The sequence below is a fragment of the Streptomyces sp. DSM 106670 genome, from assembly GCF_055792845.1.
The window spans coordinates 3954943-3974176 of record NZ_CM147704.1 but is presented as its reverse complement, the minus strand read 5'-3'; the positions used below and the strand labels follow the sequence as shown (position 1 = coordinate 3974176).

The following is a 19234-nucleotide window of genomic DNA, read 5'->3' as shown; positions in this document are numbered from 1 at the left end:
CCCCGCCGCTCCTGCCGGGTGACGCCCCGTCACCCGTACGGGGGCGGCGGACGGGCCGGCCGTCGCGCACCGTGATCGGGTGGGAGGGTGCCCGCACCCAAGCCCCTCCTGCCCGAGAGCGCCCGCCGCGCGGCCGCCTGGTGCGGAGTCGTCCTGCTCGTCGTGGGCGTCGCCGCCGTCGCGATCTGGCTGGTCGTCGCCCTCAAGACCGCGGTCACCCCGGTGCTGCTGGCCCTGCTCGGCACCGCGCTGCTCGGCCCCGTGCACCGCTGGCTCATCGCGCTTCGCCTCAACCGTTCGCTGGCCGCGGGCCTGACCTGCGCGGCCCTCGTCGCGGTGGTCGGCGGCGCCGGATACATCGTGGTCACCGCCCTCGTCGACTCCGGCGACCAGATCGTCGCCTCGCTGAAGGACGCCGGCCAGTGGGTCGTCGACCATCTGGACATCGCCGGGGCCACGGACGTCGACGACCTGGCCGACAACGCGAAGAACCTGGTGGAGAAGTTCGGGGCGAGCGCGGCGGGCGGGCTGCTCAGCGGCATCAGCCTGATCGGTTCGCTGGTGGCGACCAGCGTGCTGGCCCTGCTGCTGACCTTCTTCTTCCTGCGCGACTCGGACCGGGCCGTGAGCCTGGCCCACTCGGTGGCCCCGCGCGGCACCGGCGACCTGGTGGAGGCCATGGGGCGCCGGGCGTTCGAGGCCGTCGAGGGCTTCATGCGCGGCACCACGTTCATCGCCCTGATCGACGCCGTGTGCATCACGGTGGGCCTGCTGATCCTGGACGTCCCGGGGGCGGTGGGGCTCGGCGCGCTGGTCTTCGTCGGCGCGTACATCCCCTACCTCGGGGCGTTCCTCTCCGGCGCGGTGGCGGTGCTGGTCGCGCTGGCCGACCGGGGGTTCGTGATCGCGCTGTGGGCCCTGGGCGTGGTGCTCGCGGTCCAGGTGCTGGAGGGCCATGTGCTCCAGCCGATGATCCAGAGCCGTACGGTCCAGATGCACCCCGCCATGATCATGATCGCGCTGACGGCGGGCGCGAGCGTGGCGGGCCTGCTGGGCATGCTCCTGGCCGTCCCCCTGTGCGCGGCGGCCTTCGGAGTCCTGGGCGAACTACGCAAGAACCACCCCGGCGACCCCAGCCCGTCCGACGCCTGAGGACGAAACCCTCGCGCCGGCGGGGCCCGCGCTCCAGGTGGGACGGGACCGGCAGATCCAGCCCGTCCGGCGCTTGAGGACGGAACCGTCACGGGTTCGAGCCCGGGCACGCGGAACCCCGGCCCCCGGGGCCCCCGCTCAAGAACCCCCCGCCCCAGCAGCCTCGTACAGCTCGAACCAGATCGACTTCCCCTCCCCCCGAGGATCCACCCCCCACACATCCGCCAGCATCTCCATCAGCACCAGCCCCCGCCCGCTGGACGCCATCTCCCCCGGCCGCCGCTTGTGCGGCAGTTCGTCACTGGCGTCGGCGACCTCGACGCGCAGCCGCCGCTCCCCCCGCTCACCGGAGACCTCCGCCACCATAAGCGCGTCCCCGTCCGTGTGGACGAGCACATTGGTGGCCATCTCGGAGACCATCAGGACCGCCGAGTCGACCTGCTCCGGATCGCTCCAGTCGTGCAGCAGCTCACGCACCAGCTGCCGGCCGACCGAGATCCGCTCGGGCTCGGCCTGCGCGATGGTCAGGACGCTGCGGCGCGGCGGCGTCTCCGGCGCCGGGGCGCTCTCCCGCCGCAGCACCAGGACCGCGATGTCGTCCTCCCGCCGGTCCGCGAGCGGCCCCGTCGTGTAGTGCGAGGTCGGCCCGTGCACGGCCTGGACCAGGGCGTCCGCCAGCTGCTCCAGGTCCTCGACGGGCCGTTCCAGGACGGGCCGCAGCCGGGTCCAGCCGGTGGCCATGTCGTGCCCGCCGGTCTCGATGAGGCCGTCCGTGCACAGCATGATCGTCTCGCCGGGTTCCAGGACCACCCGGGTGGTGGGGTAGTCGGAGTCCGTCTCGATCCCGAGCGGCAGCCCGCCCGCCGTCTGCCGGATCACCGCGGTCCCGTCGGCGCTGATCACCACCGGGTCGGGGTGGCCCGCACGGGCGATGTCCAGCGTCCCGGCCTCCGGGTCCACCTCCGCGTACAGGCAGGTCGCGAAGCGCGGCGCCGCCGGTTCCGCGTCGCCCTCCACACTCTCGTACGCGTCGGTGAGCCCGGAGAGGAAGCGTGAGGCCCGGGAGAGCACCGCGTCCGGGCGGTGCCCCTCGGAGGCGTAGGCGCGCAGGGCGATACGGAGCTGGCCCATCAGCCCGGCGGCCCGCACATCGTGGCCCTGGACATCGCCGATGACCAGGGCGATCCGGCCGTTGGGCAGCGGGATCATGTCGTACCAGTCGCCGCCCACCTGGAGCCCGCCGCCGGTCGGCACGTATCGCGCGGCCACCGTCATCCCCGGGATGTCCGGGCCCAGCGTCGGCATCATCGAGCGCTGGAGCCCGAGCGACAGCTCGCGTTCCGTCTCGGCCACCCCGGCGCGGGCCAGCGCCTGCGCGAGCATCCGGGCGACCGTCGAGAGCACCGCGCGCTCGTCCGGGGAGAACCCCACCGGATGCCGGAACCCGGCCATCCAGGCGCCCATCGTGCGGCCGGAGGAGACCAGCGGCAGGAACGCCCAGGACTGCCGCCCGAAGCGCCGGGCGAGCGGCCAGGTGGCCGGGTAGCGGCGGCGGTACTCCTCGGGGGAGGGGAGGTAGATCGCGCGGCCGGTGCGGACGACCTCGGCGGCCGGGTAGTCGGTCTCCAGGGGCATGTCCGTGAAGGGCTCCTCGTCCCCCATGGCGTGCCCGTGGTGCCCGATGATCGTCAGCCGCTCCCCGACGGAGCCGAAGACCGCGAGGCCGTCCGGGGAGAAGCCGGGCATCGACAGCGATCCGGCGACCCGCAGCACCTCCGCGGTGGACCGGGCCTCGGCCAGCGCACGCCCGGCGTCCAGCAGGAACGCCTCCCGGGACCGCCGCCAGTCCCCGGTGATCGGGGTGTGGGCGGAGTCGGTGGAGCCCGGCTGCGGCTCGGCGACCTCCTGGAGCGTGCCGATGAGGACGTAGTTCCCGGCCTCCCGGTCCGGCGGGAAGACCGGCTTGGAGCGGCTGCGCACGGTACGGAGGACCTGCCCGCGCTCGTCCACGATCCGCAGTCGCGCCTCGGCGAGGCTGCCTTCGGCGACCGCGAGGTTCACCACCCCGTAGATCTCGTTCCAGTCGACCGGGTGGAAACGGGAGCGCACCGCCGCCTCGCGATAGCTGCCGGGCTCGGGCGGCAGGCCGAGCAGCCGGGCCGCCTCCGCGTCGAGCGTGACCGTGCCGGCTGCGTTGTCCCAGCGCCACAGGCCCGTCGCGATAGCGGCCAGGACTTCCTCGGTGCGCATTGCCCCACTTTAGGAAGGTCTGCTCGGCGGACGCCACCGAGGAGCCGCCACCTGCCCCGGCCGCCGGAGGAAGCGGCGGCGCAAAGGGAAATGAAGAGGCCCGGCCCCGGGCGGTAGCCTGGGGAAGCTCAATCCACACCTAACCGCGAAGACTGGATGAACGACGATGCATCGGTACAGGTCCCACACCTGCGGCGAGCTCCGCGCCTCTGACGTCGGCACCGACGTCCGGCTGAGCGGCTGGCTGCACAATCGCCGAGACCTGGGTGGCATCCTCTTCATCGATCTGCGCGACCACTACGGTCTGGTGCAGCTCGTCGCCCGCCCCGGCACCCCCGGCAACGAGGCCCTGGCGAAGCTCACCAAGGAGACCGTCGTCCGGATCGACGGCAAGGTGTCCGCGCGCGGCGCCGACAACGTCAACCCGGAGCTGCCGACCGGTGAGATCGAGATCGAGGTCACCGAGGTCGAGGTGCTCGGCGAGGCCGGCCCGCTGCCGTTCACGATCAACACCGAGGACGGCGTCAACGAGGAGCGGCGCCTGGAGTACCGCTTCCTCGACCTGCGCCGCGAGCGCATGCACCGCAACATCATGCTGCGCTCGGCCGTGATCGCCTCCATCCGCTCCAAGATGGTGGCCCTCGGCTTCAACGAGATGGCGACCCCGATCCTCACCGCGACCTCCCCCGAGGGCGCCCGTGACTTCGTCGTCCCGTCCCGGCTGAACCCCGGCAAGTTCTACGCGCTGCCGCAGGCCCCGCAGCAGTTCAAGCAGCTGCTGATGATCTCGGGCTTCGACCGCTACTTCCAGATCGCGCCCTGCTTCCGCGACGAGGACGCCCGTGCGGACCGTTCGCCGGGCGAGTTCTACCAGCTCGACGTCGAGATGTCCTTCGTCGAGCAGGAGGACGTCTTCCAGCCGATCGAGAAGCTGATGACCGAGCTCTTCACCGAGTTCGGCAACGGCCGCGAGGTCACCTCGCCGTTCCCGCGCATCCCGTTCCGCGAGTCGATGCTGAAGTACGGCAACGACAAGCCGGACCTGCGCGCCAAGCTGGAGCTCGTCGACATCTCGGACGTCTTCGCGGACTCCGGGTTCAAGGCGTTCGCCGGCAAGCACGTCCGCGCGCTGCCCGTCCCGGACACCGCGGGCCAGTCCCGGAAGTTCTTCGACGGCCTCGGTGAGTACGCCGTCGAGCACGGCGCCAAGGGCCTGGCCTGGGTGCGGGTGGGCGAGGACGGCACGCTGGCCGGTCCGATCGCCAAGTTCCTCACCGAGACCGACGTCAAGACGCTCACCGAGCGGCTCTCGCTGGTCCCGGGCCACGCGGTCTTCTTCGGCGCGGGCGAGTTCGACGAGGTCTCCAAGATCATGTCGGCGGTCCGGGTCGAGGCCGCCAAGCGCGCCGGCCACTTCGAGGAGGGCGTCTTCCGGTTCTGCTGGATCGTCGACTTCCCGATGTACGAGAAGGACGAGGAGACCGGCAAGATCGACTTCTCGCACAACCCCTTCTCGATGCCCCAGGGCGGTCTGGCCGACCTGGAGGAGAAGGACCCGCTGGACATCCTCGCCTGGCAGTACGACATCGTCTGCAACGGCATCGAGCTGTCCTCGGGCGCCATCCGTAACCACGAGCCCGAGCTGATGCTCAAGGCCTTCGAGATCGCCGGGTACGACCGCGAGACCGTCGAGCACGAGTTCGCGGGCATGCTCCGCGCGTTCCGCCTCGGCGCCCCGCCGCACGGCGGCATCGCCCCGGGCGTCGACCGCATCGTGATGCTGCTCGCCGACGAGCCGAACATCCGCGAGACGATCGCCTTCCCGCTCAACGGCAACGCCCAGGACCTGATGATGGGCGCCCCGACCGAGCTGGACGAGACCCGGCTGCGCGAGCTGAACATCCAGCTGCGCAAGCCGGTCGCCGCGAAGGGCGCGTCGGAGAAGCCCGCAGCGGAGAAGTAGTCCGCGCAGGGCCGACGGTCCGGACGGTCCCGCTCTGCGGATGTTTCACGTGAAACAGCCCCCGATCACCCGATCGGGGGCTGTTTCGTTGCACGCGGCCGGGAGCCGATGACAGCCGGGCTACGCGGTACAGCCGGATGGCCCCGGATCGGATTCGGCCGGGCCGGGGCCGGCAAAGACTGGCACCGAGACACCCCTCCCGCACCGCGCCCCGCCGCCTCGCGCCGTCCGCCGCCACCCGAGGAGCCCCGCCACCGTGTCCGTCCCGCGCCGCCCGCCCGCCCTGCTCGCCGCACCGCTCCTCGCCCTGGCCCTGCTGCTCACCGGCTGCGGCTCCGACGGCGCACCCGCGAAGACCCCCGAAGGCGTCCCGGGCCAGGGCGCCGCGGGCCCGCAGTCCGACGCCGCGTCCGCGCTCCGGGCCTCACCCACCCCGACTCCCGCCCCGAGCCCCGCCGAGATCCCCGACCTGGGACCGCAGACGCACGCGGCGATCCCCGCCGAGGCCCGGCAGGCGTTCGTCGTGACCGGCGAGGGGGCCGACTCCCACCAGTCCAGCGCGGTCCTCTACAGCCGCGAGGACCCCGCGAAGGGCTGGCAGCCGGTCGCGGGGCCCTGGCCGGCGCACAACGGCATGGCCGGCTGGACCGACCACCATGTGGCGGGCGACCTCAGATCCCCCACGGGCGTCTACACCCTCACCGACGCCGGCGGCCGGCTCCCCGACCCGGGGGCCCTGCTCCCGTACGACGAACACCCCCGGTTCGCGGTGGACGGCGAGGGCTTCTTCGGAGAGCCGCTGGAGGGCTCCTTCGACTACGTCGTCGCGATCAACTACAACCGCACGGAGGGCGTCAGCCCCCTGGACCGCACCCGCCCGCTCGGCCTCGAACGCGGCGGCGGCATCTGGATCCACGTCGACCACGGCGGCCCGACCCAGGGCTGCGTCTCCATCCCGGAGGAGCTCATGGAAGAACTCCTGCGCACCCTGGACCCGGCGATGAGCCCGGTGATCGTGATGGGGGACGGGGAGGCGCTGGGGCGGTGAGGGAACCCGGAGAGTGGGGGAGGAACGCAAGGAGCCCGGGACCGCTGTTCACGGTCCCGGGCTCCCGGCGTACGTACGGAGGCGTTACGCCGGCTTCTCCTCCAGGCGCGGGAACAGCACCGCGCCCTTCGTCACCGTCGCGCCCGCGGGCAGGGCGCCCCACGCGCCCGCGTCCTGGACCCTCTGGTCGGCCAGCGCGCCCAGGGACTCCTCGGCGCCCAGGGACTCCCAGAGCTTCTGTGAGGTCTCCGGCATCACCGAGTTGAGCAGCACCGCGACCCCGCGCAGCGACTCGGCGGCCGTGTACAGGATCGTCGCCAGGCGGGCCTGGCCCTCGGGAGTGGTGTCCTTGGCCACCTTCCACGGCTCCTGCTCCGTGATGTAGCCGTTGACCTGCTTCACGAAGTCGAAGACCGCCAGGATGCCGGACTGGAAGTCCAGCTCCTCGCCGATCTTCCGGTCGGCGGTCGCCACGGCCTTCGCCAGGCCCTCCTGCACGGCCCGCTCGGCGTCGCCGACGGCCGTGGCCTCCGGCAGCGCGCCGCCGAAGTACTTGCCGACCATGGCCGCCACGCGCGAGGCGAGGTTGCCGTAGTCGTTGGCCAGCTCGGAGGTGTAGCGGGCGGTGAAGTCCTCCCAGGAGAACGAGCCGTCGCTGCCGTACGCGATGGCCCGCAGGAAGTACCAGCGGTACGCGTCCACGCCGAAGTGCGAGGTCAGGTCCTGCGGCTTGATGCCGGTCAGGTTGGACTTCGACATCTTCTCGCCGCCGACCATCAGCCAGCCGTTGGCGACGACCTTGCCGGGCAGCGGCAGGCCCTGCGCCATCAGCATCGCGGGCCAGATCACCGAGTGGAAGCGGAGGATGTCCTTGCCGATCAGGTGCACGTTCGCCGGGAACGTACCGTCGAACTTCTCCTGGTTGGCGCCGTAGCCCACGGCCGTCGCGTAGTTGAGCAGCGCGTCGATCCAGACGTAGATGACGTGCTTGTCGTCCCACGGCACCGGGACGCCCCAGTCGAACGTCGAGCGCGAGATCGACAGGTCCTGCAGGCCCTGCTCGACGAAGTTCACGACCTCGTTGCGCGCCGACTCGGGCTGGATGAAGTCCGGGTTCGCCGCGTAGAACTCCAGCAGCTTCGGGCCGTACTCACTGAGCTTGAAGAAGTAGTTCTCCTCCTTGAGGAGCTCCACCGGCTTCTTGTGGATCGGGCAGAGCTTCTGACCGGCGAACTCGCCCTCGCCGTCGATCAGATCGCCGGGGAGCTTGTACTCCTCGCAGCCCACGCAGTACGGGCCCTCGTACCCGCCCTTGTAGATCTCGCCCTTGTCGTACAGGTCCTGCACGAACTCCTGCACACGGTCGGTGTGCCGTTTCTCCGTCGTCCGGATGAAGTCGTCGTTGGCGATGTTCAGATGCTCCCAGAGGGGCTTCCACGCCTCCTCGACGAGCTTGTCCGCCCAAGCCTGCGGAGTCACGTTGTTCGCCTCGGCCGTGCGCATGATCTTCTGACCGTGCTCGTCCGTGCCGGTGAGGTACCACACCTTCTCGCCGCGCTGGCGGTGCCAGCGCGTGAGCACGTCGCCTGCGACGGTCGTGTAGGCGTGGCCCAGGTGAGGAGCGTCGTTGACGTAGTAAATGGGGGTCGAGACGTAGTACGCCGTCGCCCCCTGCTTCTCGGATCCAGTGGCCGCCATGGTCGAAATCCTAACGGCCCGATCAAGATCCACTCACATCGTTAAACGGTGGCCCCGCACGCGGGCGGAGCGAGGCCCTCCGGTGGAGAGCTTTGCGAAACATCCGTTCCCGTAATGGTTCCCGAAGGAAAGTCGCATCCTGGGAGGGAGCGGACAAGCGTGCACGAGGCAGGGGACAACACCATGCGGGTACTGGTCGCCGAGGACGAGGAGATCCTCGCGGAGCTGGTCGCCACCGGACTGCGCCGGGCCGGCTTCGCGGTCGACACGGTGTACAGCGGCGACGCGGCCCTCGCCTACCTCGGCCTGCACGACTACGACGTCGTCGTGCTCGACCGCGACCTCCCCCGGGTGCACGGCGACGACGTGGCCCGCCGCCTGGTCGCCTCCGGCTCCCGCACCCGGATCCTGATGCTCACCGCCTCCGGCGCCATGGAGGACCGGGTCGCCGGGCTCGACCTGGGAGCCGACGACTACGTCAGCAAACCGTTCGAGTTCCCCGAGCTGGTCTCCCGGGTACGCGCCCTGCGCCGGCGCAGCGCCCGGCCCGTACCGCCCCAGCTGGAACGGCACGGCATCCGGCTCGACACCGTACGGCGTTCCGCGCTCCGCGACGGCCGGGACCTGGACCTCTCGCCGAAGGAGTTCACCGTGCTGCAGTTGCTCCTGGAGGCCGACGGCGGCACGGTCAGCGCGGAAGAGCTGCTGGAGCGGGCCTGGGACGCCAACGCCGACCCGTTCACCGGGGCCGTCCGCGTCTGTATGAGCAAGCTCCGCGCCAAACTCGGCGAGCCCGCGCTGATCCGCACCGTGCAGGGCGTCGGGTACGCCCTGTGAAGCGGACGGTCCTGCGGCGGCTGGTGGACGCCTCGAAGCTGCCGCACACGACGATCCGGACCCGTATCGCCCTCGTGTACGGCGGTGTCTTCCTGGTGCTCGGCACCGCCCTGCTGGCCACCGTCAACCTGGCCTCCCGCGCCGGTACGGAGACCGATGCGCGGGCCATCGCCTCCTCGGCGGCCGTCGGACCGCCCGGATACGTCATCGGACCGCCCGGATACGTCGTCGCACCGCCCGGCCACATGGTGAACGGCCCCGTCATCAGCCGTAGCTCCGTGGAATCGCCCACCGTCTACGAGATCACCGACCATGTCAGCGACGCGGCGGGCAAGCAGCTCATGAACTGGTCGTTCGCCGCGCTGCTCGTGATGACGGCGGGCGCGGTCGGGGTGGGCTGGTGGATAGCGGGCCGGGTGCTGCGGCCGGTCCACGCGATGACCGCGAAGGCCCGCAGGCTCAGCGAACGGACCCTGCACGAGCGGATCGCGTCCAGCGGCCCCGACGACGAGCTGAAGGAGCTGGGCGAGACCCTGGACGCGCTGCTGGGCCGGCTGGAGAAGGCGTTCGACAGCCAGCGGAGGTTCATCGCGAACGCCTCGCACGAGCTGCGGACCCCGCTGGCCACCCAGCGCGCCGCGATCCAGGTCGGCCTGGACGACCCGTCCCCCGAGGACCTCGTCCGCACCCGGCAGACCCTGCTGGACACCAACCGGCGCAGCGAGCGGCTCATCGAGGGGCTGCTCGTGCTGGCCCGCAGCGAACGGGGCCTGGCCACGGACGAGCGCGAGTCGGTCCGCCTCGACCACGTGGTCAGGGAGGAGACGGCCCGGCATCCGGCGGTACGGGGCACGATCGGCGGCCCGGAGAGCCGGAGGACGGACGGCGGGCCGGCGGTGAAGGTGACGGCGGCCGCCTGTTCCGTGCGCGGCAACCGGCTGCTGCTCGCCCAGCTGGTGGCGAACCTGCTGGCCAACGCGGTCACGTACAACGTGCCGGGCGGCTCGGTGGAGGTCTCGCTGAGCGGGCAGGGGGCCCTGCTGGTGCGCAACACCGGCCCGGTGGTCTCCGAGGCCGATATCGCGGGGTTCTTCGAGCCGTTCCGGCGGGGCGAGGGCCGGGACCGGATGGGGCCGGGGTCGGGCCTCGGTCTGTCGATCGTCCGGTCGATCACGATGGCCCACGGCGGAACGGTCACGGCGAGACCGGGCCCCGAGGGCGGCGGTCTCGCCGTGACCGTACGGCTTCCGGTCGATCAGGCCCCGGAGCCGGCCGCGCGCGCGGCGGTCCAGGCCGGCAGCCCGGCCAGGATCTCCCGGTAGAGCTCGGCGTCCGCGATCTCGCGGGGCGCCGGGCCGGCGTGGAAGAAGCCGGTGTTCGGGGCGTCGAGCTTCCGCAGGAAGTCGAAGCCCTTCGCGTCCTGCTCGCCGAAGGCGACGAACTGGAAGAACAGCGGCAGCCGCGCCGCCTCCGTGAGGGCCTGCCGGGCGGCCTGCTTGGCGTCCGGCGGGCCGTCCGTCTGGAAGATCACGAGAGCCGGACCGGTGGCCTCCGACTTCTCGTAGTGCGCGACGATCTCCTCGACCGCGCGGTGGTAGTGCGTCCGGCCCAGCCGGCCGAGGCCCGCGTGCAGCTCGTCGACGCGGCCCTCGTGGCCGGAGAGCTCGATGGATCCGGTGCCGTCGATGTCGGTCGAGAAGAACACGACCGGCACGGTGGCGTCCTCGTCCAGGTGCGCGGCGAGCGCGAGCGTCCGGTCGCCCAGGTGCTGGGCGCTGCCGTCCTTGTAGAACGGCCGCATCGAACCGGAGCGGTCGAGCACCAGGTAGACGCGGGCGCGCAGCCCGGTCAGCCCGTGCGCCTTGAGCGCCGCCTGCGCCGCCTTGTACGGGGCGACGAGCTGCGGAGCCTGCGACTTGACCCGCGCGAGGGTGGTGGCGGGCTTGCCGGGGGCGATGGCGGCGGCCGGGGCGGTGGAGGCCTCGGGGGCTTCTTCGGCGGCGGCCGGCTCCGGGGTGGTGGGGGCCGCGGGGGTCTCTTCCGCGACCGCCGGTGCCGCTGAGGCTTCGGGGGCCTTGGGGGCCTCGGGGGCCTCGGAGGTCGCGGAGGCGTCGGAGGGCTCGGGGGTCTCAGAGGTGGCCTGAGGCGCGTCGGGAGCGGTTTCCGGTGCGGCCTCGGGAGCCGTCTCCGGAACCTCCGCCACCGCCGGTGCGGCCTCCGCAACCGGCTCGGTCTTCGGCTCGGTCTCCGGCTCCGGCTTGGCCTTCGGCTCCGGCTCGGTCTTCGACTCCGGGGTCTCGTCGAGGTCGAGGTCGATCGTGATCGGCTCCGGAGCCGACACGGGCTCCTCGGCCTCGACCGGCTCCACGACGGCCACCGGCTCTTCGGCGGGCGCGGGCTTCTCGGCGGTCACCGGCTCTTCGGCGGCCACCGGCTCCGGCTCCGCGGGCTGCTCCGCCTTCGGGGTCTCCTTCGCGCTCTCCTTCGCGGTCTCCTCCGGGGCTGACGCCTGCGCGGGGACGGTCGGTGAGGGCTTGGCGGTGGCGGCTGCCTTGTCGAAGGCCTCCGCCACCAGGTCGGTGGCCTTCGAACCGTCACGCTCCGTGGAGTCGCCGGAGCCGGTGGAGCCGGCGGCGGCGGAAGCGGACGCCGTGGACGGTGCGTCGGCGGAGGACGGGGTGGAGGACGCGGGCGAGGCGGGCGCCGGGATCGACGCCTTCGGCTCCGCGGCGGGCTCGGCCGCCGAAGTGGTCTCCGGCTCCGTCTCCTTGGGCTGAGTGCGCTCGGCCTGGGGCGGGACGGTGGCCGTGGTCGGCTCGTCCTGCTCCGTGCGGCCGAACACCTTACGCAGCAAGCTCCGAATGCCCATGAGCGAGGCCTTTCGCATGAGTTGGGTGCGGGGAATGTCCGACCTGGGTGAATTCATCCCTGGCCAGGACGGATACGTAAGGTTAGCGGCCGGATCCGGCCGTTCGCCGGTGCGGCCCACCGCTGCGTCAACCGAGCCGAAACCGTTCCCTGACCGAGTCCACGACGGTGTCCACCGCCGACCCCCAAGGGCACAGCGGTGGCCCGGACTTCACCCGCCGTTCACCGGGAGTCCCTCGGACCGCGTGGAGGCGCACCTACCGTCACGCACGACACCAGACGGAGGGAATCCACGTGCGCAATCTGCTGCCGTTCATCAGCTCGCATCCCGGTGGGCGTTCCGCGCTGACCTGCCGCTTCCGCTGCGGCGACGCCTGCTTCAAGGAGACGCCCAACACCAGCGACAACGAGTACGCCGGCGACATCATCGCCGGAGCCGTGTCGCGCCGCTCGATGATGCGCGCCGCCGCCGTGGTCACCGTCGCCTCCGCCGCCGGGGCCGCCGCCCTGACCGGCCCGAGCGCCCCGCGGGCCGAGGCCGCCGCGCTCGCCGGACACGGGAACAAACCGGGCCACCCCCATAAACCGGCCCCGTCCGGGGCGCGCGGCCTGCGGTTCTCGCCGGTCGCCCCCAACAAGGACGACAAGGTCACGATCCCCGACGGGTACGCCCAGAACGTGGTGATCCGCTGGGGCGAGCCGATCCTGCGCGGCGCGCCCGCCTTCAACCCGGACAAGCAGACGGCGAAGGCGCAGGCGGGCCAGTTCGGCTACAACAACGACTTCCTCTCCCTGCTCCCGCTGCGCGGTGAGCGCGGGCGGCAGGTGATGGTCGCGAACCATGAGTACACGGACGAGATCCTCATGTTCCGCGGCTACGATCCGGCCAACCCGACCCGCGAACAGGTGGAGATCGCCTGGGCGGCGCACGGACTCTCCGTGGTCGTCGTCCAGGAGGAGCACCGCACCGGAAAGCTGGGCCCGGTCAACCGGCACCCGCTGAACCGCCGCCTGACCGCGACGAGCGAGTTCCGGGTGACGGGCCCCGCGGCGGGCAGCCCGCTGCTGCGGACGTCCGCCGACCGCACGGGCCGCAAGGTGCTCGGCACCCTCAACAACTGTGCGGGCGGCACCACTCCGTGGGGCACCACGCTGCACGGCGAGGAGAACTTCAACCAGTACTTCGCCAACGGCAACACCGACATGCACAAGCGGTACGGGATCGGCACCGGCGCCACCGAGCGCAAGTGGGAGCGGTTCGACCGGCGGTTCGACCTGGCGAAGGAGCCCAACGAGGCCAACCGCTTCGGCTGGGTCGTCGAACTCGACCCGTACGACCCGGACTCCACCCCGCGCAAGCGGACCGCGCTGGGCCGGTTCAAGCACGAGGCGGCGCAGCCCCGCCTCACCTCCGACGGCCGCCCGGTCGTCTACATGGGCGACGACGAGAAGTTCGACTACCTCTACAAGTTCGTCTCCAGCAGGCGGATGAAGAAGGGCAACTCGCGGGCCGCCCGCGAGCACAACCTGACGCTGCTGGACGAGGGCACGCTGTACGTCGCCAAGTTGACGGGCGACTCGCCGGTCACCGAGATCGACGGCACCGGAAAGCTGCCGAACGACGGGGAGTTCGACGGCAGCGGCGTCTGGATCCCGCTGGCCACCGGCACCACCTCGCACGTGCCGGGCATGACCGCCGACGAGGTGTACGTCTACACGCGGCTCGCCGGTGACAAGGTCGGCGCGACCAAGATGGACCGCCCCGAGGACGTCGAGCCCTCGCCGCGCACCGGCCGGGTCTATGTGGCGCTCACCAACAACTCGGACCGTGGCAAGGAGGGCAAGGCCGCGGCGGACGAGGCGAACCCGCGCAACGGCAACAAGCACGGGCAGATCCTGGAGCTCGCGGAGAACTGGGACGACCCGGCGGGCGACGGCTTCGCCTGGCGGCTGTTCCTCGTGGCGGGCGACCCGGAGGACCCGTCGACGTACTTCTCCGGCTTCCCCAAGGAGCGGGTCAGCCCCATCTCCTGCCCGGACAACGTGGCGTTCGACGCCCACGGCAACCTGTGGATCTCCACGGACGGCAACGCGCTCGGCTCGCACGACGGGCTGTTCGGCGTGGCGACCCACGGTGACCGGCGCGGTGAACTGAAGCAGTTCCTGACCGTCCCGACCGGGGCAGAGACCTGTGGCCCGGTCATCCAGGACCGCCGTGTCCTGGTCGCGGTCCAGCACCCGGGCGAGATCGACGGGGCCTCCGTGGAGAAGCCGGCGAGCGTCTGGCCCGACGGACCGGGCAGGATCGTCCGTCCCTCGGTCGTCGCCGTCTGGCGCAAGGACGGGCGCGACATCGGCGTGTGAGTCCCGGCAGGACGCGGGCGGCGGACGGGGGCTTTATCGGCTCCCGCCCGTCGCCCGGTCCGCATTACAGTCGGACCCATGGTTTCCGGTGACGCGCCGCAGGCGGAGGGAAGCGTCCGGGTCGACGTGTGGATCTGGTCGGTCCGGCTGACGAAGACCCGTGCCCAGGCGGCCGCCGCCTGCCGGGCAGGACATGTGAAGGTCGGCGGCGAGCGGGCCAAGCCCGCACAGGCCGTACGGGTCGGCGACGAGGTGCGGCTCCGGCACGCGGGGCGGGACCGGGTGGTCGTCGTCTCGAAGATCGTGAAGAAGCGGGTCGGCCCGCCGGTGGCCGTGGAGTGCTTCGTCGACAACAGCCCGCCCCCGCCGCCGCGCGAGATCGCGATCCAGGTTCCGGTACGGGACCGGGGCGCGGGCCGTCCGACCAAGCGCGACCGCCGGGAGATGGAACGTCTTCAGGGGCGCCCGCCGGAGAGCTGACACGCACCGTCCGGTGTTTCACGTGAAACACCGGACGGCGGTCACCACCAGCACGCTTCGGGCCGTGGATCCGCCGGCCCGGTCAGTTCTGGTTCCGTTCCGGTTCAGCTCTGGTAGCCCTCCACCTCGTCGGCGGGTCGGACCTTCGCCGTCGAGGGGTCCTCGCCGTACTCGCTGAGCGCCCGCCGTCGGCGCAGCAGGTCCCAGCACTGGTCGAGCTGGACCTCCACCGCCCGCAGCCGGGCCTTCTCGTCCGTGGACAGGCCCATCTTCGCCACGGAGCGGTCGCGCAGGTCGCGCTCCTCGGAGACCAGCTCGTCGATGTTCTCGAAGATGTCTTGGTCGGCCATGACGCCTCTTTCGGGTCGTGGTGGCGGTGGTGGCCCGGTGGCGGTCGTCGACCGGTGACGGCCACGGATCCCACTCTCACCCGGTCACCGCCTCATCGCACGTCGGCCGAGGACGTCCTGTTCCGCAGGAGCACCCGCGCCGTAACCGCCCCCACCAGCAGCACCGCGCCGACCGCCAGCACCACCCACACCGTGGTCCGCAGCGAGTCGGTCAGGGCGTCGAAGACCGCGGCGGCCGTGTCCCGGTCGCTGCCCGGCACCTCGTCCAGCACCCGGCTGCGGCCGACCGCGACCAGCACCCGGAGCAGGACCGCGCCGAGCACGAACCCGGCGCCCACGACCGCGGTGGCCCACAGCCCGGCCCGCAGCCCACGCCGTACGGTCGCGATGCCCACCACCAGGACGAGCAGGACCAGCGTCGCGACCGCCGGCCAGATGCTGCAGGAGCGAAGCCACCGGAACGAGTCCCTGAGGTCGTCGGCCTGACCGGGGCCGAGCACGGTGATCTCCGTCCGCTCGACCGGGATCCGATCCGCGAACGGCACCCCGTCACGGACCAGGTCCTGTTTGACCTGCTCGATCACCGGGGCCAGGTCGATCGTCACGGCCTCCCCGCTGTCGCCGTCCAGGGCGGCCTCCACCGCCTGGTGCGCGGCCCGGTTCGCGGTGTCCCAGGCCTGCTGGAAGGCCTCGGTGGTGGTGAAGGACCGTACGGACTCGTGCAGGAACTCCCGGACCGTGTCCTGGAGCGGGCCGAGATCGATCTGCCGCATCGCCTCCTCGGTGACCAGGTCCGCGACGGTGGTCCGCACCGCCGGGTCCGAGGCGAGCGGGGAGACGGCGGCGACGTACCGGTCGGTGTCGTCGATCTCCAGGTCGACCCAGGCGGAGAGCGCGCCGAACGGCACGAGGACGGCGAGCAGGACGAGCAGGAGTGCCGAGAAGGCCGCCGAGGCTGCCGAGATCGACGAGGTCGCCGAGGGAGAGGTCCGCACTCCTCCAGGGAATCCCGTACGGGGCCGGGCCGCTCCGGGCCGTACGCCATTCGAGTTGCCGGGTCGCGCGGGCGGGTGTGCTCTGGAGGAACGGGGGCGTGCGACGGGGGCGACGGAAGGAGCTGTCCGCGATGGCCACACACGCAGCCATGCCCGGCCGAAGGGGCGCCCGCGCGCATGCGCGAACCCGCCACCACACCCAGCTCGCCTGGGCCCTGCCTCTGGTGCTCGGTGTGATCTACGGGTTCTACGCGGCGTTCATCCGCCGCGACGGCGGCCCCAGCACCGGCGGGCAGGTCCTGCTCGGGTTCGTCTCCGGTATCGCCCTGGCGGCTCTCTGCTTCGCGCTGGGCCGGATCCAGCACTCCCTGCCGCGCGAGCTGCGGGCGGCCGCGTACGGCGCGCTGACCGCGTGTGCGATCGGCTTCCTGGTGAGTCTCACCGACACCAGCGTGCTGCGGTCGACCGGGCTGGGCCTGGCGGTCGGGGCGGGTGTCCTCGTCGTCTCGTTCTACCTCTTCTACACGCGGGAGACCTGAGGCCCGTCCGGCGTCCGGGCTCCCGTGACCGCGTGCGCGGCCGCCAGATTCGATCTGGCGGCCGCGCCCCCGCGTCTGGCGCCCAAGAGGTGAGGGAGCGAAGCGCCCCGGGACGCGGGAGGAGGAGCGGGCGATGACGACGGACGGTGTTCCGCTGCGGGTCGCGGTGATCATCGGCAGCACCCGCGAGGGCCGCATCGGCGATGCGGTCGGCCGCTGGTTCATGGAGCGGGCCCGGGGCCGGAGCGAGCTGGACCTCGCCGTGCTGGATCTCGCCGATTTCGACTTCCCCGTGCACTACCCGGGGCGGGCGACCGAGCAGATGACGGAGTTCACCGGGGAGATCGCCAGGGCCGAGGCCTATGTCGTGGTCACCCCGGAGTACAACCGCTCGTTCCCCGCCTCGCTGAAGCAGGCCATCGACTTCGCGTACGAGGAGTGGCAGGCCAAGCCGGTCGCCTTCGTGAGCTACGGACACGGTTCCGCCGGGCTGTACGCCGTGGAGCAGCTGCGCTCGGTCTTCACCGAGCTGCACACGGTGACCCTGAGGAACGGGGTCGCGCTCGACTTCCTCCGGCAGCCGCTGGAGGGCCACCCCGGCGACAGCGGCCGGGACCGGTCCGTGGGCCTGATGCTCGACCAGCTCGGCTGGTGGGGCTGGGCCCTGCGCGAGGCGCGCGCCGTCCGCCCGTACGTCTCGTGAGCCGCCGGGCCCGCCGCAGCTCGCAGACGTCCACCGACGACCCACAAGGAATGGATCATGAGCACTGAACTGGCCATCGAGACCACGGGGCTGGTGAAGGTCTTCGGCGACAACCGCGCGGTGGACGGCATCGACCTCGCCGTCCCCACCGGCACCGTCTACGGCGTCCTCGGACCCAACGGCGCCGGCAAGACCACCGCCGTCCGCATGCTCGCGACCCTGCTGCGCCCCGACGGAGGCACAGCCCGGGTGTTCGGCAAGGACGTCGTGAAGGACGCCGACGCGGTCCGCAGCCGGGTCAGCCTGACCGGGCAGTACGCCTCGGTGGACGAGGACCTGACCGGCTCGGAGAACCTCGTCCTGCTCGGCCGGCTGCTCGGGCACTCCAAGCCGGCGGCCCGCGACCGGGCGGCCCAGCTGCTCGACGGTTTCGGGCTGAGCGAAGCGGCGGGCAGGCAGGTGAAGAACTACTCGGGAGGCATGCGGCGGCGCATCGACATCGCCGCGTCCATCCTGAACACCCCGGACGTGCTGTTCCTGGACGAGCCGACCACCGGACTCGACCCCCGCAGCCGCAACCAGGTGTGGGACATCGTGCGGGCGGTCGTCGCCCTCGGCACCACGGTGCTGCTGACCACCCAGTATCTGGACGAGGCCGACCAGCTGGCCTCCCGTATCGCGGTGATCGACCACGGCAAGGTCATCGCCGAGGGGACCAAGGGCGAGCTCAAGGCCTCCGTCGGCGCCGGCACCGTCCATCTGCGGCTGCGGGACGCCGGCCAGCGGGCCGAGGCCCAGCGGGTGCTGGCGCTCGCGCTGAACGCGGAGGTCCAGCTGGACGCGGACCCTGTGGCGCTGACCGCCCGGGTCGACGGCCAGCGGACCGAGCAGGGCGCGGCGGAACAGGCCGGGCGCGCCCTGGCCGAGCTGGCCCGGTCCGGCATCACGGTCGACAACTTCTCGCTGGGACAGCCCAGCCTCGACGAGGTCTTCCTCGCACTCACGGACAAGAAGGGAGTGGCGGCATGAGCACCGCGACCGCCAAGACGGAGCTGGAGGGCGTCGAGCTCGCCGCGCCGGACCGGGAACGCCTCTCGGCGCTCCTGGTGGGCCACGAGCGCCCGCCGAGGCCCAGCGCGCTGTCGGCATCGGTGACCTTCGGCTGGCGCGCCATGCTGAAGATCAAGCACGTGCCGGATCAGCTCTTCGATGTGACGGCTTTCCCGATCATGCTGGTCCTGATGTACACGTATCTCTTCGGAGGGGCGCTGGCCGGCTCCACCGAGGAGTACATCCAGTTCCTGCTGCCCGGCATCATGGTGATGAGCGTCGTGATGATCACGATGTACACGGGTGTCGCGGTGAACACGGACATCGCCAAGGGCGTCTTCGACCGGTTCCGCACGCTGCCGATCTGGCGGCCCGCCCCGATGGTCGGCTATCTGCTCGGCGACGTCCTGCGCTATCTGCTGGCCTCGGCGGTGATGCTCACCATCGGCATGATCATCGGGTTCCGGCCGGAGGGCGGTGTGCTCGGTGTGCTGGCGGGCATCGCCCTGCTGGTGGTGTTCTCGTTCGGGTTCTCCTGGATCTGGACCATGTTCGGTCTGCTGCTGCGCTCCGAGAAGTCGGTGATGGGCGTCAGCATGATGGTGATCTTCCCGCTGACCTTCCTCAGCAATGTCTTCGTCGACCCGAAGACGATGCCGGGCTGGCTCCAGGCTTTCGTGAACAACAGCCCGGTCACCCACCTGGCCACGGCGGTGCGTGAGCTGATGGCGGGCAACTGGCCGGCCGCCGACATCGTCTGGTCGCTGGGCTGGGCCGGGGTGCTCATGACGGTTTTCGGCGTGGTGACGATGCGGCTCTACAACCGGAAGTGACCGACGGCGGACCCACGCGCGCAGGCATCCTTGACCTTCCCCGCGGGGGAAGCCCCAGCATCGGTGGGGCCGGGCGGGAAGCGCCCGGTACGAGGAGGTACGGG

At 71.7% G+C, this 19234-nt stretch carries 16 protein-coding genes; 11 read left to right on the top strand and 5 right to left on the bottom strand.

The genetic code is table 11. The features are described from left to right. Positions 1–87 precede the first annotated feature (87 nt). The gene (locus ACSMXR_RS17565; protein ID WP_381907536.1) at positions 88–1152 is read left to right on the top strand and encodes an AI-2E family transporter; all 1065 of its coding nucleotides are present in this window, start codon (positions 88–90) and stop codon (positions 1150–1152) included. Between the two features lie 138 nt (positions 1153–1290). Here ACSMXR_RS17565 and ACSMXR_RS17560 read toward each other — a convergent pair whose 3' ends face one another. Then, on the bottom strand, positions 1291–3402 hold the full coding sequence (locus ACSMXR_RS17560; protein ID WP_137229265.1) for an ATP-binding SpoIIE family protein phosphatase: 2112 nt from the start codon (positions 3400–3402) through the stop codon (positions 1291–1293). A gap of 166 nt (positions 3403–3568) precedes the next feature. Between ACSMXR_RS17560 and aspS the strand changes: the two genes are divergently transcribed. Both aspS and ACSMXR_RS17550 read left to right on the top strand, forming a co-directional pair. Next, a complete protein-coding gene (gene aspS / locus ACSMXR_RS17555) occupies positions 3569–5365 on the top strand; it encodes an aspartate--tRNA ligase (RefSeq protein WP_137229263.1) in 1797 nt (598 codons plus the stop codon). Positions 5366–5621: 256 nt separating this feature from the next. Next, complete coding sequence (locus ACSMXR_RS17550) at positions 5622–6413, top strand: L,D-transpeptidase family protein (protein ID WP_473172298.1); 792 nt, start codon at positions 5622–5624, stop codon at positions 6411–6413. A gap of 84 nt (positions 6414–6497) precedes the next feature. Here ACSMXR_RS17550 and metG read toward each other — a convergent pair whose 3' ends face one another. Next, positions 6498–8111 carry a methionine--tRNA ligase gene (metG, locus tag ACSMXR_RS17545; RefSeq protein WP_473172297.1) on the bottom strand — a complete coding sequence of 538 codons (1614 nt, stop codon included), beginning with the start codon at positions 8109–8111 and terminating at the stop codon, positions 6498–6500. Positions 8112–8294: 183 nt separating this feature from the next. Here metG and ACSMXR_RS17540 point away from each other — a divergent pair, with 183 nt between their 5' ends. Further along, positions 8295–8948 carry a response regulator transcription factor gene (locus ACSMXR_RS17540; RefSeq protein WP_024263690.1) on the top strand — a complete coding sequence of 218 codons (654 nt, stop codon included), beginning with the start codon at positions 8295–8297 and terminating at the stop codon, positions 8946–8948. Continuing rightward, positions 8945–10270, top strand: coding sequence for a sensor histidine kinase (locus tag ACSMXR_RS17535; protein ID WP_218525711.1), 1326 nt, complete (start codon positions 8945–8947; stop codon positions 10268–10270). The genes ACSMXR_RS17540 and ACSMXR_RS17535 overlap by 4 nt, the downstream gene beginning before the upstream one ends. On the opposite strand, the gene ACSMXR_RS17530 is transcribed toward ACSMXR_RS17535, so the two are convergent. After that, on the bottom strand, positions 10204–11817 hold the full coding sequence (locus tag ACSMXR_RS17530) for a VWA domain-containing protein (protein WP_473172296.1): 1614 nt from the start codon (positions 11815–11817) through the stop codon (positions 10204–10206). The two genes, ACSMXR_RS17535 and ACSMXR_RS17530, sit on opposite strands and share 67 nt — an antisense overlap. A 293-nt stretch (positions 11818–12110) precedes the next feature. On the opposite strand from ACSMXR_RS17530, the gene ACSMXR_RS17525 reads away from it, so the two are divergent. Together ACSMXR_RS17525 and ACSMXR_RS17520 are read left to right on the top strand one after the other, a co-directional pair. Further along, entirely contained in the window at positions 12111–14180 is a 2070-nt protein-coding gene (locus tag ACSMXR_RS17525; RefSeq protein WP_364889163.1) for a PhoX family protein, read from the top strand. A 78-nt stretch (positions 14181–14258) separates the two neighbouring features. Further along, on the top strand, positions 14259–14660 hold the full coding sequence (locus tag ACSMXR_RS17520) for an RNA-binding S4 domain-containing protein (protein ID WP_103507849.1): 402 nt from the start codon (positions 14259–14261) through the stop codon (positions 14658–14660). Positions 14661–14764: 104 nt separating this feature from the next. Here ACSMXR_RS17520 and ACSMXR_RS17515 read toward each other — a convergent pair whose 3' ends face one another. Together ACSMXR_RS17515 and ACSMXR_RS17510 are read right to left on the bottom strand one after the other, a co-directional pair. Continuing rightward, complete coding sequence (locus tag ACSMXR_RS17515) at positions 14765–15010, bottom strand: DUF2630 family protein (RefSeq protein ID WP_030077015.1); 246 nt, start codon at positions 15008–15010, stop codon at positions 14765–14767. A gap of 92 nt (positions 15011–15102) precedes the next feature. Then, a complete protein-coding gene (locus ACSMXR_RS17510) occupies positions 15103–16005 on the bottom strand; it encodes a hypothetical protein (protein WP_473172295.1) in 903 nt (300 codons plus the stop codon). A 131-nt stretch (positions 16006–16136) separates the two neighbouring features. Here ACSMXR_RS17510 and ACSMXR_RS17505 point away from each other — a divergent pair, with 131 nt between their 5' ends. From ACSMXR_RS17505 to ACSMXR_RS17490, 4 genes are all read left to right on the top strand, one after another. Beyond that, entirely contained in the window at positions 16137–16544 is a 408-nt protein-coding gene (locus ACSMXR_RS17505) for a hypothetical protein (RefSeq protein WP_137229249.1), read from the top strand. 133 nt (positions 16545–16677) lie between these two features. Further along, positions 16678–17247 carry an NADPH-dependent FMN reductase gene (locus tag ACSMXR_RS17500; protein ID WP_218525714.1) on the top strand — a complete coding sequence of 190 codons (570 nt, stop codon included), beginning with the start codon at positions 16678–16680 and terminating at the stop codon, positions 17245–17247. 57 nt (positions 17248–17304) lie between these two features. Continuing rightward, on the top strand, positions 17305–18276 hold the full coding sequence (locus tag ACSMXR_RS17495) for an ATP-binding cassette domain-containing protein (protein WP_137229246.1): 972 nt from the start codon (positions 17305–17307) through the stop codon (positions 18274–18276). After that, positions 18273–19130, top strand: a complete 858-nt coding sequence (locus ACSMXR_RS17490) for an ABC transporter permease (RefSeq protein ID WP_137229244.1) — start codon at positions 18273–18275, stop codon at positions 19128–19130. Before ACSMXR_RS17495 ends, ACSMXR_RS17490 begins: the two co-directional genes overlap by 4 nt. Positions 19131–19234: the final 104 nt, after the last annotated feature.